The following is a 16060-nucleotide window of genomic DNA, read 5'->3' as shown; positions in this document are numbered from 1 at the left end:
TTAGTACTTATCTATGTAAATATTTGAAAAGACATCGAATAACTGCCACTCTCCATATAGCTGGCTTTTTGCAGACAAATGCAAGAAGTTTATCAGCTAATGAATTTATTTTATATGGATACTCTTCTATCATTTTTTCTGCATTTTCATTTTGGCAGTACTCTTTTATTTTGCTGGTGACAGTCAACGTTTTAGCACTACTTCGCATCTGAGATTTCACACACAAAAAAAGCAGGAATAAAAACTCATTTGTTGCCTTTTTTTCGTAATCTTCGATTCCCTTTTCTTTCAAAATAACCTTTAACTTTTCTCTAAGGCGCACACAGTTATCATAAAGTCCTTCATCAAACGAATGAACAAGTGAATCTTTATAAAAAACATAGTGATAGAAATATGACTTTTCCATAACTACTATTCTTTCAGCATCCATCAAAACAGGTGTAATCATATTGACATCATCACCCATTCTAATCGTTGTATCCAGATAATGGAGATTATCAAAAACAAGTTCAGCTGAATACAGTTTAAAACATCGTGACAAAAATATAGGGCGGTGTTCGTTTCCAATAAGATTCTGCTTTAATTTATTTAAATCATCATCTTCATATACTCCGGGAGATGCCGGCATAGTCATGAATATTTTTTTGCCTCTTACTCTATCTTCAACATAATTTGAACAGATAACTTCTTTCTTTGTACAAGATAACTTACTGCACAGCTTTTCAAGCGTATTCGGTTCTATATAATCATCTCCATCTACAAAGAAAATATACTTTCCCTTTGCATGCTTAAGTCCGCATACAACAGCAGAAGAGGGACCTCCATTAACTTTATGAATAACTTTTATTCTTTTATCTTTTGCAGCAAGTTTATCACAAATAATACCACTTTCATCCGGTGATCCATCATCTACCAAGATAAGCTCGAATTCTCCAAATGTTTGCTTTAAAATGCTGTTTACGCAGGATGCAATCACATTTTCTGCCCTATATACAGGAACTATTATACTTATCTTTGCAGGTTCTTTCTCTGCTTTCATATTGTCTCCCAAAGTGTTTCCTTTCATCTTATGCTTTCAAATAATCAAAAATTAAAATACAAAAAGCTTGTCACTTGTGATAACGACAATATACATATTATAAACAATGCAAATGTCATTATGAATGTCTTTTTATTAAGATAGTATTCTCTTTTCTGATTATTTTCAGGAACAAGGCACAAAACAAAACCTATCACCAAGAATGCCACCATACATGCTATGTAAATTCCTCTATCAGTGTAAGGAATTTTAAAAGCAGAAGCAATACTTCTAAGCCCATCTATCTTGAAACAGGCTGCAAGATCACTCTGAAGCGGAATTGTCTGCGGGAAAATCATTCTATCCATAAAGTGTTTCCATCGATATACTGCATTTGATCTAAACAAAAGCCACGCTATACTTACAAAACAAAATGTAATAATCCATTGAACAGGTTTAAACAGCTTATCAAAAACTTTTCCTGTGATTCTATGAAGAATCTGACATACTCCATGCATAAATCCCCACAAAACAAAATTCATACCTGCTCCATGCCACAGCCCGCTTATAGTAAATACAATAATCATATTTAGGTATGTACGAACTTTTCCTTTTCTGTTTCCTCCGAGAGGAAAATACAGATATTTTCTAAGGAAGCCTGTAAGAGAAATATGCCATCTTTTCCAGAAATCAGTTATAGTAAGAGCTTTATAAGGCGAATTAAAGTTTATAGGAAGCTCCATGTTGAACATAATAGAAACTCCATTTGCCATATCGCAATATCCGCTAAAGTCAAAATATATCTGAAAACTGTAGGATATTATAAGAACCACCACATCCATCCTAGACATAGAACCTGTATTTGCAAAACAATAATCTACTGCCTTTCCAAATCTGTCTGCAAGAAGAACTTTTTTTGCCAGACCTCTTACAAACATTTGTATTCCCTTAGCTATATTATCCCAGTTAACTTCTTTTCTTGTCTTATCACGAAACTTATATAAAAGGTCTTCGTGTAATACTATAGGCCCTTGACCAAACTTTGGAAAATAGCTTATAAACAGTGCATAATCCAAAAATTTTACATTTGTTATTTCTTTTCTGTATGAATCAACCAAAAAAGCTATCTGACTAAATGTATAAAAGCTTATTCCAAGCGGAAGAATAATATTCTTCTCATTAAACTTTAAATTAAACACATTATTTATACTATCTATAAAAAAGTTTGAGTATTTAAAATAAAGTAAAAGTCCTACATTAAAAAAGATTCCTGCAAAAAGAATCATATTCTTACTTCTTTTTGAAGAATCTTCTTTTTTTTCGAACATTTTCACTATAAAAAAGTTTATACAAATACTGAAAAAAAGCCAGAAAAGGTAGTATTTGCTGGCGAATGCCACAAATATAAATGACATAAGCAGCAAATAATAAAGTCCAAGTTCAGTTCTTTTCTTATTAAGGCAAAAGTACCCTAAAAGCGTTACAGGCAAAAAAGCCAAAATAAATATATATGAATTAAAAATCATTGTCCTCACCTTTGTCTGTTTTTATACGGAAGGATAAACGTATCATTTATATCTGTAAATATATTAAATAAAAGCGGATGAATTAGAAACAATCTTGTTCTAAGTTTTTGATGCGGATTCGAAACAGGTGTCGAATAAATAAAATCAAAACGCTCTTTGCTTTTTTTAATTTCTTTTCCAAGTGCACGCATCTTGGCTTTTTTTTCTCTATCTTTGGATCGTCTTGCAAGTGTATACAAAATCAAAAGCTTCTTATACACCATATAATCATGGATATCAGCAAGATCCTGTCTTCCGACACTTATAAGAATCCTATCGCGCTCTTTATAAGATGGAATCTGCTGGGTTAATATTTCCCATCTTACACCCTGATTCATGATACTATCTTTTCTATCTACGACGTACTGATACAATTTGTCACAAATAACAGCACCTTTTTTCATTTTGGATAAAAGAACTGTTGTATATACAATATCTTCATAAAGCTGATTTGGAAAACGGAGTTTACTAACAGCGCTTCTTTTATAAAGCTTATTCCAGGCACAATTCTGAATGATGAATTTCTCATCCTCTTCTACTAACGTCTTTAGCATGTCTCCAGAATCCATTACTGCAATATCACACACAAAAGACTGTTCCAAAGATTTAGTAATATCTTCTTCCAAAAGCTTTGCGCTGTCACTAACTTCTCTATAACCAGCTATTGCAATGTCCAAATCATGCTTCTTTATTACTGAGAGCATTTCTTCGTACATCCTTGGCACTATAAAATCATCACCATCCACAAAAGCTATATAATCGCCACTTGCTCTATCCATAGCATAATTTCTTGCCATTCCAAGTCCGCTGTTTTCAGTATGGAAAACTGTGATTCTGGAATCTTTTTCGGCAAATTCATCACAAATTTTCCCTGAAGAATCAGTTGAGCCATCATCTGTTACCAGTATTTCAAGATTCTGATAGGTCTGATTACATATTGAATCAAGGCATCTTCCTATATATTTTTCAATATTATAACAGGCTACTATAACTGTAATTAACTCTTTCTGATTAGATTTTTCTATTCTGTCAATCGATTGCTTCTGTAATACAACCAATTTTATATCCTCTCTTTTTTATCCTCTAAGCCACTGTTCGAACATAAGAATATACCATATCTGCGGCTTCCATTCATTTCCAGAAAGAAGTCCTTTCCACAGACTTTCGACAACATCAGCATTAAGGAATCCTTCCTGTCTGATTTTATTCTTATCAAGTAAATCCTCTGCCCATCCTTTAAGTTCTGACTCTTTGAGCCAGGTATCGATTGGTATGGAGAAACCTTTCTTTGGTCTATCCATAAGTGACTGCGGGACATATTTGTATAAAACATTTCTAAGAACTTTCTTTCCAACATTCTCATCACGAAGATAAGAGATTGGAAGCGTCCATGCAAATTCCACAATATCTCTATCAAGGAATGGCACTCTGCTTTCAAGAGATACTGCCATGGATGTTCGGTCAACCTTAGTAAGTATATCATCTGGATGATACATAGTCATATCCATGAGCATAACTTCATGATTTGTCTCAATATCTGCATTCTTTAATGCATTTACAGCATATTTAAAATCTTTTCCATAACTAATCTTCTCATCAGGTGATGCAATTCCAAGTCCCAGCATCCATGGATCCTGCTCTATCATATGCAGATTTGAAGGGCTCTTTGCCTGAAGAAGATGAGACTTTATATTAATAATCTCTTTCTTTGAAAGAGGACTTGCACTTACCGCCTTTCCAACAGCTTTCCTTAAAGGATATGGGATGTTTCCCATCTTATTCCAGATTCGTTCAATTGAACGATAGGAAGTATATCCGCAAAAAAGCTCATCTCCTGCATCTCCGCTAAGAGATACAGTTACATGTTCTCTTGTCATTTTACTGACAAGATATGTAGGAATCTGAGAACTGTCAGCAAAAGGTTCACCAAACATATTGGAAAGTTTTGGTATTACTGCTTTTGCATCAGCGTCAGTAATGTACATTTCTGTATGATCTGTTCCTAGTATGTGGGCAATTTCCTTTGCAATTGTTGCTTCGTTATAGCCCTCTTCATTCATTCCTATTGTAAAGGTCTTAACCTTATTCGATGAAATAGACTGCATTACAGACACTATTGAGCTTGAATCAATTCCTGCTGACAAAAAAGCTCCAAGCGGGACATCTGATATCATCTGTCCCTTTATCGCACTCTTCATAAGTTTTTCAAGTTCATCTGCCGCCTCTTCAAAAGATCCTTTAAAAAGATGCGTCTGGCCATAATAGGCTTTTTCTTTCATCGACCAGTAAACAGTATAAAAGTGACCTTTTTCACTACTTATCAAATCACTTGTATTATCTTTTGAAGCTTTATCCTGCGAATAGTACCAATCTAAATCTCCATTTGCAATCGGATTAAAATACTCAAAAGGAGCACGAATAGTAAGTATAGTGCCAGGTTCTAATTTATAAATATCCCGATAAATAGAGTATGGTGCAGGAATATATCCATGACTAAAATATGTTGGGAGTACTTCCCTGTTAATATCGTTATTAAACTCGGGAATCTCTCTAAAACATCCTATATCTGATGCAAAAGCAAAGATATCCTTGTTAATAAAACCATAATACAGAGGTTTTTCTCCTACTCTGTCTCTTGCAAGTGTCAATGTCTTTTCTTTTCTGTCATAAAGACCTATCGCAAACATTCCCTTGCACATAGAAAGTGTTTCATATAATCCAATTGATTCTATCCCTTCAAGAAGAACCTCTGTGTCTGATGTTCCCCTGAAATCAGAAGCCTTTACAAAGTTTTCTTTTACAAGTTTATCCAAAAGCTCCTCGATATTATAAATCTCGCCATTGTAGACCATCACAAAACGTTCACTATGCGATAACATAGGCTGGGCACCGCCTGGTGTCAAATCACGAATTGCAAGCCTTTGATGTCCAAGCGTAACCGGAAAGTCATTATCAGACCATATTCCGTTACTGTCAGGTCCGCGATCTTTCATATGCTCATTCATAGCAGCCATAACTTTTCTGCTATCGCCTTTAAAGTTTAAAAGTCCTGCGATTCCACACATAATCTAAGATTATTTCCTTTCTATCAAAAAATCAAAGTAGTCCTTCCACTTGCTATTAATAACTTCTGGAGCATACAACTTACTGATATCAGCTGCTGCTTTTCCAAGTTTCTTTGAATACTCACTGTCACTTAAAAGTCTGTCTAAAGCTCTAGTCAATGAATCGGTATCCCTTACCTTTACAAGTAAGCCATTTTTCCCATCCTCTATTAGTTCTGATGGTCCAAACTGACAATCTGTTGAAATACACGGAATTCCCAAACTCATAGCCTCGATAAGAGAATTGGGCATTCCTTCTGTATCTGAGGTAAGAACATAAATTCCCGCTTTCTGAATTCTTGCATATACGTCGCTTACCTGTCCCTCGAAAATTACTCTGTCAAGCGTTTTATCAGCCTTTTGGCTGCTTATATTTAACTTAAGATCAGCTGATAGTCTCTCAAGTTCTTTTCTATCTGGGCCATCCCCATAGATATGTATCTTTACGTCACTGTATTTATCTGAAAGCTTCGAAAACGCCTCTATTAACATTCTCTGATTCTTGTTATAATCAAGTCTTCCAACTGTTACGATACTTTTTTGCCTTTCTCCAAAGAAGGCATTACCTATAAATGCTGGATTTATAGAGTTTGGAAGTATAACAGATTTTTTCTGAATACTCTTTGGAAAGCACTTTTTGGCTCCATTTGTCTGCAAAACAACCCCTTTAGCAAATAAAAAGGACAACCGCATACTATTCCACATAAGTTTTCCGTTATACTCTTCAGAAGGCTTTGCTCTAACTGATACAACAACCGGAATTCCAAGTTTTCTACTAGTTAGAAGTGCCATAATATTCGTTTTACCAAGAAAAGAGAGAATAAGGTCTGGCTCAAGGTCTTTCCAAATTTTTCGAAGCCTATTAAATCTGGCCATAAAACCTTTGACTCTACTTAAATCGCTATCTTCTGCAGCCGAGAAAACTCTCTTTATTCCGCCATCAGCTCTTGTTTTTACTATAGCTCTGACGTTAACATCTCCTAGAACCTGTGCCAAACTTACATTGCTGTCTTTTGTTCCGAGCACATAGGCTTTTTCTTTTGAAACTATTTTCTCAACTTCCCAGGCAGCGTTTTCCACCTCGTATTCATTAGATGCCAGATACGTAGTCACAAGTGTTACATCATATCCTTGATTAAAAAAATACTCTGCAAGGTTGACCATAACTCTCTCGGCTCCACCTTTTTGCAATGAACCTATATAAAATGCAAGCTTCTTTTTCTTCAAACCAAAAACCTCTCTAACAAAAATTAATGGTAGGTGTCATACCATTTCTGAAATACAAAAAACGACCAGGCTATCTGAGAAAAATTAGCTCCAGAAGATGGACCCTTATCTCCGGTTTCAAGGTATTTATCTATAAAAGTTGTTACAAACTCTGGATTAAACAATCCCTGCTTTTTCAAAAAATCTGTTCCGCTGTAATCTAAAAGCTGTGTCTTAAGCGGTCCTCTAAGCCATGTGTCAAGTGGCACAGAAAATCCTTTCTTAGGACGTTCAAGAAGTTGTCTTGGAATATAGTCATATGCAATATCCTTTAAAATGTGCTTCTTATCGCCCTTATAGTATTTAAATTTCTGTGGAATACGATATGAGTATTCCATAACACTTGTATCTAGAATAGGACATCTTGCTTCCAGAGAATACTTCATCGTAGCCCTATCAACTTTACACAGAATATCTCCTGGAAGATATGTATCCATATCAAGAAGCATACGTCGTATAACCCAGTTATCTTCATTATATGTTGACTCAATTGGATAACGACACGGAATCATAATACCTTTTTCCTGAAGAAAAGATGTCTCTGACAGTTCCCTGTATTCTCCTGCAAACATCTGTATGTCATCCTCTTGCTTGCCGCTAATAAAAGCATTCGAAACCCTAATATAGGCTTCTGATGCAAGCTGACACTTAGTCTCAATATCTCTATTCTGGGCAATAGCTCTTACTTTGAAAGGATATTTATCCAAAAGTTTCTGATTATTTTTTAGTTTAAAATCTCCCACTCTCCATGCAGCTGCACCTAATAAATCAAGCTTTTGGGCTTTGGCAAGATTTGCATATATATTATAACCGCAGAAGAATTCATCTCCTGCATCTCCACTTAATACAACCGTAACCTTGTCTCTTGCAAGTCTTGATACCAGCATATTAGGAATCTGAGAACTGTCAGCAAAAGGTTCATCAAAATATTGAGGAATACTTACTACCTGCCTTAACATCTCGTCTTCATCTATTTTGATATCAGTATGATCTGTTCCTAAATAATCTGATATTGCTCTGGCATACTCAGATTCATCATATCTTTTATCTTCGAACCCTATACTGAAAGTCTTAACCGGCTCATCAGACAACTCCTGTGCAATAGCTGTTACAAGAGAAGAATCATATCCTCCGGAAAGAAATGTTCCAATCGGAACATCAGCAACCATACGTTTTGATACTGCTTCTTTTAACAGACGTTTTAAAGTCTGTTTTGCCTCGTTATAGTTTCTTACCTGATGAGATTTACCTTCCTTATAGGCTTCTTTAACATCCCAGTATTTCCACTTTTTTATCTGACCCTTATCAAACTCAAGAACCATTCCAGGTTCAAGTTTATACACATCTTTGTAAATAGTGTCTGGGGCGTTTATATATTGCTGAAACAAATATCTTGAAATTATTTCTTTTCTAATCTGCGGATGAAAAAACGGACACTGCATAATAGGTGCAAGTACAGAACCAAACACAATGTTTTCATCTTTTATCCAATAATATAACGGCTTAACACCTACCCTGTCACGAATAAGATACAGTTTCTCTGTCTCTCTATCATAGATAGCAATTGCAAACATACCATGAATGCGCTTTACAAAATCTATACCATATTTTAGATATCCTGACAGTATAACCTCGGTATCACTTCCACCTTTATATGGATAATCAGACAGCTCTTTCTTTAACTCTGGAAAATTGTAGATTTCCCCATTGAAAACAACACTGATTCTATTATCAGGAGAATTCATTGGCTGATGACCATTAGGAGACAAATCCTGAATAGACAGTCTTCTTTGTGCAAGGCCAACATTATATCCATTTGAAGCCTCATATATCTCAACTCCGCTGTCATTAGGACCGCGCCTTATCATAGTGTCATTCATAACGCTAAGCTGTTTTGTCGTTATCAAGTTTTTTGAAAAAAATCCGCAAATACCACACATATTCTACGCTGCCCTTTATCCTTACTTATCCGTTTACTCGTACTCGGGAAAAAACATAATCTTTCCACTTTTTATAAACAACATCACTATTTGCTATCTCACACAGTTTCTTTGCTTCTTGTCCCATTCTATCAGCTTTATCCGGATTATCCAGCATAAAGTTTATTCCATCTGCAAGAGCATTGGCATCTCCTACTGGTACTAACAGACCATTTTCTTTATCTTTAATCAAAGTTCTTGGGCCTCCGCAAGGACAATCCGTACATACAACAGGAAGTCCCATTGCCATTGCCTCCATAACACCATTAGGCATACCTTCATAATCTGATGAATACGCAAAAACGCTCGCATCAATAATATCTTTTTCAAGGGTAGAACTTGCACCCATGAGCTTTATGTAATCTTTTAAATTACCCTTTTCAAGCCTTTCTCTGACCTTAACAGGCATATCATCATCGCCGTCTGGACCGTATATTTCCAGTACAACCTCTGGATGTTTCTCATGAACTTTTTCAAAAGCATCTATAAGCAGAAGATGATTTTTCTGAGCTGCAATACGAGCAACATTTACAACTCTTTTAGTTCTTTTTTCCGGAAAAGGAAGTCCAATATATTTATCATTTAAAGGATTTAATATAATTGTAGACTTTTTCTGAAGATTTTGTCCAAAAAAGCTTTGGGCTTCTTTAGTCTGGAAGACTGCTCCTTTTGCCTTTCCCATCAAAAGAAATGTTTGAAGTTTATCTGTAAAGGCTACAAAGTCTTTTTTAGGATCATTTCTTACAGAAATAATCACAGAAACTTTAGTGTTAATCTCTGCCATAAGAGCTCTATAAATGGAGCGGTGCATAAAAGCAATAAGTACATCAGGCTTTTCTGTTTTCATAAAATCATGAAGGTACTTCACTCTTTTTATGAATTTTACAGCTCTTGTCTTTTTCTCATCACTTTTCTTAAGACCTACATGAACTCTCTTTACACTATCATCGAGCACATATTCTTCATCAGCTGTCCACTCTGTAGCTATCACTACTTCAAATCCGTCTTTAGCAAAGCTATTGGCCAGATTTGTGACTACCCGCTCTGCCCCTCCAAGTCCAAGGGAATTTATATGAAATGCTATTTTCATCGCTTTTTTAATTAAATACCTAATACTTTCTTCAAATTTTTAACATAATGCTCTTTTGAATAGATTTCAACATGATCTTTACCAGCTTTAGCCATCTTAGATGCCAGTTTTTCATCTTCAAAAAGCTCTAGCATACAGCTGGCAAGATTTTGCTCCTCTTGCGTTATATTTCCTGCATTAAAATCAGGTGTATGCGACAAATCAGGAATCAGTATTCCATACTCACCATCTATTCTTCTAGTAATTCTGCCTTTTGCCTTGTATTTTTCCTGCTGCCTGTCAGATAACAAAATCTCTCTTGGACCAGTTTTACAGTCAGTTGCAATAACAGGTATTCCCAGAGACATTGCTTCTACCAGTGCTCCAGGGAAACCTTCATGATTAGAGGTAAGAACATATTCACTTGCCTTTTTCTCATAACAAAAAGGATTCTTTTTTACCCCGGTAAATACAACACTGTCACTTATTTTCAAATCATCGCAAAGTTTCTTATATGCAGTAAAATCTCCGCTTCCAATAACAAGAAGTCTTGCATTGTCATACACTTTTCTAACCATTGAAAATGCTTTTAACAAATGCCAATAGCCCTTCTGATCATCCTCTCGCCCAACTGTAACAATTACCCTATCACTATCAGAAAATGGCATATCCAAAACTTCTTCATTTGATTTTTTATCAATGATATCAAAATCAAAAGGATTATAAATACAGTAAGCGTTCTTTTTGCCAAAGTTTTTCTTCAAAGTTTTAGTCATTTCTTTAGAGACAGCTATAACCGCATCACTCTTTCTGCAAAAAAGCTTTGTAAGGAAATGGTCTTCTAACATTATTCCGCCATGAAACCCTACAACAATTCTGTCCTTTACCCTACTTAATACGTTTATAATACTTGCAGATGAACCAAAAGAATATGTAACATCAATATTCTTTTCTTTTTTTATCTTTTTTACTGCTTTAATACGCTTATAAATATTTATAAATTTATTTAAAACTCCAGATGCTGCAGACACATTAATATTTACAACATCAAGGCCTGTAATATCGTAATGTATTTTGTAATCATCAAATATCAGAATAGAAACATTTGCCTCTTCTTCAAGATATCTTGCTGTCTGTACACACACCGCCTCATGGCCTCCCTGCCAAAGGCGCGGTACCATTAGTAACACGTTCTTCAATACGGAAATTGTCCTTTCTCATAAAAAAAGCTCATCATGTCAGCTTGAGTTTTTGCATCAAATCCTGCATTCTGAATAATCTGAGCAATATACTCGCCACTTTCTGCCCTGTCAAGGTAACGCTCTTTTGGGAAATCAAGGTCTAATTTGTCAGCTATTTTCTCTTCCTCAGTTACGGAAGATTCACCAGCTTCTTTAACTGATTTATCCGGAATACTTCCTGTTAAATCCGACATTATTTTCTTTGCCCAAACAAGTGCCCCTTCTTGTAATGACATTCTTTCTACCAAAGGAGTAATATCTACTTCTGGTGTAATAGTATCAGAAATAAGGCATTGCAAGCCTGAAGCCTGAGCCTCGACTACTGTCCCTGGAAGACCTTCATAACGCGACGGGAAACAGAAATAATCCATAGCCTGATAATAATCACTTACATTGCTGTGATTATTAAGGAACATTACCTTATCACCTATTCCAAGCTGTTCAACTTTTTTCTTTATATCATTCTGAAGAGGACCTTCTCCAAGTAGCATTAATTTCAAAGGAAGTCCATACATAATCAGATAATTATTGTCTTTATCTTCTTTAATAAGGCGCAGCATTTCTGCAAAAACATCTACCAAGAATTCATGATTCTTGGCATAATGAAAACGACCAACATGACCTATAACAATAGCATTTTCTATCCCAAGTTCTCTACGAATTTCTTCTCTTTTGGAAGGATTATACAAAAACTTTCTGACATTGATTGCGTTTGGAATAATCACAACCTTGTCTTCATCCACAAGTCTGTCTCCATACACATGTCTTGCAGCGTTCTCTGTGCAGGCAAGATAAAAATCTGCCACCCCTTCTTTTTTGAATGGTCTGCGCAAAAAATTAGTTGCTAGTCCCTTTAATCCTGGATCAGCGCCTGCGCTTCTAACATGTGATGCAGTCACCAATACTCCGTATTTCTTAGCAATAGGTAGGTAAATAGCCGCGGTACTAGTCATATGTCCCTGCACCACTCTCCAAAAGCCTTGATGTTCTGCAAAAAAACGGTCAATAGCTGTTTCATAGGTTTTCTTGTTGAAGCCTTCAAAACGCGGAACTGCATATATTCTTCCACCAAGTCTTAATACTTCTTCATCAAAATAATCAGGCTTTCTAACTGCCATAAGTTCGTCTGAACTAGGACACTTATTGCCCTCTACCGGTGTATCACAATGAACCAGAAAATCAAACTGAATCTTTGAGCGGTCAATGTTGCGATACAAATCCATTATTCTGCTTTCAGCACCGCCTAATCCAAGACGTCCAAAAACATGAAGCACTCTTATTGGTTCTTTAACCTTCTCTCTTATTTCGAGAAGTTCTTCTTCATTGTAATCACCCATTTTTTCATCTCCATAATCGTTCGAACGTGATACTTAAAACTTGCCATAGCATACTCTTTTACTCTGTGCAAAGTTTTCTTTTTACAGATTTTCTGCTCTAAAAGCTTATCATAAGATATTACCTTACCGCTTGATAATATCTTCTCGTACTGTTCATATTCCTTCTCTTTCATAGTATTAGCATGGACCACAAAAGTTACGGTTCCTTTTCTTGCAGTTGACAATGCTTTGCTTTTCCTAAATGAAATAGGATAAAAAATCATTTCCATATATTCATAGGGACAGTCTCCAAAACCATCTGTAATCCGTAAAAAGCCGTTCTTTTTAAGCGCTTTTAATGTATTCTTATCAAAGGTATGAGATGGAGCCATGAAAAAATCTGTTTTTATTCCATGACTTTCTAAAATCTCTTTTCCTTTTCTAATCATCTCGTCTTGTCTTTCAAAAGATAATCCTGCATATTCTGACTGATGATTAAGAGGAATAAGTCCGCCTTTTCTAGTAGTATAGACATGATTATACCCATGCATCGCCAATACAAAACCTTCTTCTTGAAGTTTTAGAACTTCATCCCAGAAATCACATCTTGGCATATCAATACTAAGTTTTGCATCCTTATTATCAGGAACAATCCCCAAAAGAGCTGTAACATTATATTTTTTTAAAAGACTAATAAAACGCTCAAACTTCTGATAATCCATATCAGGAGTGATATCGTCCATGCGAATAGCTATTTTCAAATCTCATCCCTCAATTAAAGATTTTGTTTGTACCATTCAATTGCAAGAGCAATTCCTGCCTTGAAATCATAGGAAGGATCATATCCAAGATTTGCTCTTGCTTTTGAAATATCTGCATTTGAATCTCTGATATCGCCTGCTCTTGTCGGTCCAAATACGGGCTCAACAAAAACTCCAAGAGCATCACAAATATCATGATAAACATCAATAAGGTACTCTCTTCCGCCAGCACCGATATTGTACATCTCACCTGCAGCATCTTCAGAAGCAAGACATGCTCTTAAATTACCTTCAATAACATTATCGATATAGGTAAAATCTCTGCTCTGTCTTCCGTCACCATTAATAGTAGGACGCTCTCCATTTAAAAGCTGCTTGATGAACTTAGGAATAACTGCGGCATAAGCACCATTTGGATCCTGACGGCGGCCAAAAACATTGAAATAGCTAAGACCATATGTATTAAGACCATATAACTTTTTATAAAGTCTTCCGTATCTCTCATTTGTCTGCTTTGTAAGTGCATATGGAGAAAGTGCATTTCCTTCTTCGCTTTCACGCTTAGGAAGCTTTGTTGAATCGCCATATACAGATGAACTGCATGCATAAGCAAATCTCTTTACACCATTTTGTCTGGAAGCTTCCATCATGTTAAGTGTACCTCTAATGTTGATTTCTTCATATAAAAGAGGCATCTCAATACTACGAGGTACAGATCCCCATGCTGCTTCGTGGCAAACAAAATCAACGTTTTCTGTAGCTTTCATGCAGCTGTCCAAATCACGGATATCTTCCTGAATGAATGTAAATCTCGGATTATCCATGAATGGTTTGATATTTTCAATATGTCCTGTAGAGAGATTATCCAATACTCTTACATTCATATCTTTTTTTAACAAAGCTTCAACAATATTAGAACCAATAAAACCTGCTCCACCTGTTACCAAAAATGTACTATTCTCTGGAAATACTAACTGTTCGTAACTCATAATACCCTTCCTATAAAAAAACTTAAGGCGCAGTAAAAGCTTTTTCCTTTCACTGCGCCCTTGCAGTAACAATCAAATGATAATTAAAGTCTCCAATAATCAAATTCAGGCATCTTATAATCATTCTTATCAAAGATTCCCTTAATATCCATAAGAACCTTTGTTGCATGCTTCTTATCATAATAAGCAGCAATTTCCTGAGATGTTAAAGGTGCAAACTCCTTGTGCGCAACTGCAATAACAATTGCATCCATATCCTTTACTGCTTCCATAGTATTAAATTCAATTCCGTAAAGTCTCTTTGCTTCATCGGCATCTGCCTCAGGATCTACTACAATAGGTGTAATACCATATTCCTGAAGTTCTCTATAAATATCAATAACCTTAGTATTACGTGTATCAGGGCAGTTCTCCTTGAATGTAAATCCAAGAATTGCCACTTTTGCACCCTTAACCGCAATATCATTTGCAATAAGCTTTTTAACAAGTGACTCTGCAATATACTTACCCATATCATCGTTAATACGACGACCGGAAAGAATAATCTGTGAATGATATCCAAGTTCCTCTGCCTTATAGGTAAGGTAATAAGGATCAACTCCGATACAATGTCCGCCTACTAGACCTGGTCTAAACGGAAGGAAGTTCCACTTTGTGCCTGCTGCCTTCAAAACAGCCTGAGTATCAATTCCCATTCTATTGAAAATCATGGAAAGTTCATTCATAAATGCTATATTGATATCTCTCTGGCTGTTCTCGATAACCTTTGCAGCCTCTGCTGTTTTGATATTCTCAGCCTTGTAAACGCCTGCAAGTGCTACGAGACTGTAAACCTTTGCCACCTCTTCAAGAGTATCTTCATCCATTCCAGATACAATCTTTGTGATAGTCTCAAGTCTGTGAACCTTATCACCCGGATTGATACGCTCTGGAGAATAACCAACCTTGAAATCAACTCCGCACTTAAGTCCGGATTCTTTCTCGAGAATCGGAACACAAATATCCTCTGTTACTCCTGGATAAACTGTAGACTCATATACAACAATAGAACCTTTTGTAAGATACTTACCAAGTGTATGGCTTGCACCCTCTACAGGCGACAAATCCGGTGTATGATCATCGTTTACAGGCGTAGGAACTGCAACGATATGGAATTTACACTCTCTAAGTTTCTCAGGATCAGCAGTGAAATCAACAGATGACTTACTGATTGCCTCGTCTCCCACTTCTCTTGTAGGATCAAATCCCTTCTTATATAACTCAATCTTAGCTGCGTTAAAATCATAACCAACAACCTTTATCTTTTTGGCATAAGCAACTGCAATTGGCATTCCAACATAACCAAGGCCAACCAAAGATAACTTTTCTTCACCAGCCAAGAGCTTCTCATATAAACCCATGACATAAACCTCCATTTGTCTCTACTGTACATTTTATGTTATACATAGTTATTTAATTGATTTTTGTCACTTAATTCCAAAAACTAAGCAAACTGGCCATTTAAAAAGGCTTCGCCTTGGACCAGTTTGCCACTTGTATTTTGTTCTCACGAAACTCGCAGTAAATGCGAGTTTCTGAATGAAAGTGACAAAAAGTCATAGATTTTTGTTTTTATGTAGTCCGTTTTGATGGTTGTATATTTCGTCGCAGACGCGCTTTCGCTTGATTATAAACGTAATGGTTCATAAGATGCTAAAAGACAGCATCTAAGAACCAACGTTTATAAACAGTTCTGCTCATGAAATATTACAA

At 35.9% G+C, this 16060-nt stretch carries 12 protein-coding genes; all 12 read right to left on the bottom strand.

Annotation, left to right across the window (positions count from 1 at the left end):
- Nucleotides 1-7 precede the first annotated feature (7 nt).
- The 12 genes from G634_RS20310 to G634_RS0108655 all read right to left on the bottom strand — a co-directional run bounded on the left by G634_RS20310 (nt 8) and on the right by G634_RS0108655 (nt 15708).
- Nucleotides 8-1039 (bottom strand): glycosyltransferase family 2 protein, encoded by a 1032-nt coding sequence (locus tag G634_RS20310; RefSeq protein WP_026504966.1) that lies wholly within the window; start codon nt 1037-1039, stop codon nt 8-10.
- Nucleotides 1040-1083: 44 nt separating this feature from the next.
- Nucleotides 1084-2544 carry an MBOAT family O-acyltransferase gene (locus G634_RS0108705; protein WP_026504965.1) on the bottom strand — a complete coding sequence of 487 codons (1461 nt, stop codon included), beginning with the start codon at nt 2542-2544 and terminating at the stop codon, nt 1084-1086.
- Nucleotides 2545-2549: 5 nt separating this feature from the next.
- Nucleotides 2550-3641 carry a glycosyltransferase family 2 protein gene (locus G634_RS20305; RefSeq protein WP_051233785.1) on the bottom strand — a complete coding sequence of 364 codons (1092 nt, stop codon included), beginning with the start codon at nt 3639-3641 and terminating at the stop codon, nt 2550-2552.
- An 18-nt stretch (nt 3642-3659) separates the two neighbouring features.
- The gene (gene asnB, locus G634_RS0108695; RefSeq protein WP_026504964.1) at nt 3660-5648 is read right to left on the bottom strand and encodes an asparagine synthase (glutamine-hydrolyzing); all 1989 of its coding nucleotides are present in this window, start codon (nt 5646-5648) and stop codon (nt 3660-3662) included.
- A 9-nt stretch (nt 5649-5657) separates the two neighbouring features.
- A complete protein-coding gene (locus tag G634_RS0108690) occupies nt 5658-6914 on the bottom strand; it encodes a glycosyltransferase (protein ID WP_026504963.1) in 1257 nt (418 codons plus the stop codon).
- Nucleotides 6915-6937: 23 nt separating this feature from the next.
- A complete protein-coding gene (asnB, locus tag G634_RS0108685; protein WP_026504962.1) occupies nt 6938-8893 on the bottom strand; it encodes an asparagine synthase (glutamine-hydrolyzing) in 1956 nt (651 codons plus the stop codon).
- Nucleotides 8894-8918: 25 nt separating this feature from the next.
- Nucleotides 8919-10022, bottom strand: coding sequence for a glycosyltransferase (locus G634_RS0108680; RefSeq protein WP_035799433.1), 1104 nt, complete (start codon nt 10020-10022; stop codon nt 8919-8921).
- Nucleotides 10023-10033: 11 nt separating this feature from the next.
- Nucleotides 10034-11182, bottom strand: coding sequence for a glycosyltransferase (locus tag G634_RS0108675; protein ID WP_035799430.1), 1149 nt, complete (start codon nt 11180-11182; stop codon nt 10034-10036).
- Between the two features lie 14 nt (nt 11183-11196).
- Nucleotides 11197-12579 carry a glycosyltransferase family 1 protein gene (locus tag G634_RS0108670; RefSeq protein ID WP_051233783.1) on the bottom strand — a complete coding sequence of 461 codons (1383 nt, stop codon included), beginning with the start codon at nt 12577-12579 and terminating at the stop codon, nt 11197-11199.
- On the bottom strand, nt 12543-13319 hold the full coding sequence (locus G634_RS18565) for a DUF2334 domain-containing protein (protein WP_051233782.1): 777 nt from the start codon (nt 13317-13319) through the stop codon (nt 12543-12545). The genes G634_RS0108670 and G634_RS18565 overlap by 37 nt, the downstream gene beginning before the upstream one ends.
- A gap of 14 nt (nt 13320-13333) precedes the next feature.
- Nucleotides 13334-14308 carry an SDR family oxidoreductase gene (locus G634_RS0108660; protein ID WP_026504958.1) on the bottom strand — a complete coding sequence of 325 codons (975 nt, stop codon included), beginning with the start codon at nt 14306-14308 and terminating at the stop codon, nt 13334-13336.
- Nucleotides 14309-14391: 83 nt separating this feature from the next.
- Nucleotides 14392-15708: a nucleotide sugar dehydrogenase gene (locus G634_RS0108655; RefSeq protein WP_026504957.1), complete on the bottom strand. Its 1317-nt coding sequence runs from the start codon at nt 15706-15708 to the stop codon at nt 14392-14394.
- Nucleotides 15709-16060 lie beyond the last annotated feature (352 nt).

Source organism: Butyrivibrio sp. NC3005, assembly GCF_000424545.1.
Classification (GTDB): Bacteria; Bacillota; Clostridia; order Lachnospirales; family Lachnospiraceae; genus Butyrivibrio.
This window is presented reverse-complemented; position numbering and strand designations above follow the sequence as displayed.